Raw genomic sequence first — 252 nt, forward strand, 5'->3', positions numbered from 1 at the left:
GCCTTAGACAGCGAAGGATTTCATGAAATCGATTTTTCGATGGCGAATCGCTATGGACAAGTCCTAAACTGTCACATTACTTATCGCAGAATCTATGTGGGGCAAACGGCTTATTATGTCGGGGTGGTTCGTGATATGTCGTCTGTTGTCGAGGACAGAAAACAAGTGGCTCATCTGCTTAATTACGATCAACTGACCGGCTTGCCCAATCGCAAGGTGTTTTTGAGTCAGACCAGTGAGCTGTTGTTAGAG

The 252-nt window shown here is 45.6% G+C and carries 1 protein-coding gene; it reads left to right on the forward strand.

Going from position 1 to position 252, the window contains the following annotated elements:
• Nucleotides 1–252: hypothetical protein (locus AAEZ03_RS28310; protein WP_350583272.1), on the forward strand; the 252-nt coding region annotated here is incomplete at both ends.

The sequence above is a fragment of the Pseudomonas sp. HY2-MNA-CIBAN-0224 genome (assembly GCF_040310285.1).
Lineage (GTDB): Bacteria > Pseudomonadota > Gammaproteobacteria > Pseudomonadales > Pseudomonadaceae > Aquipseudomonas > Aquipseudomonas helleri.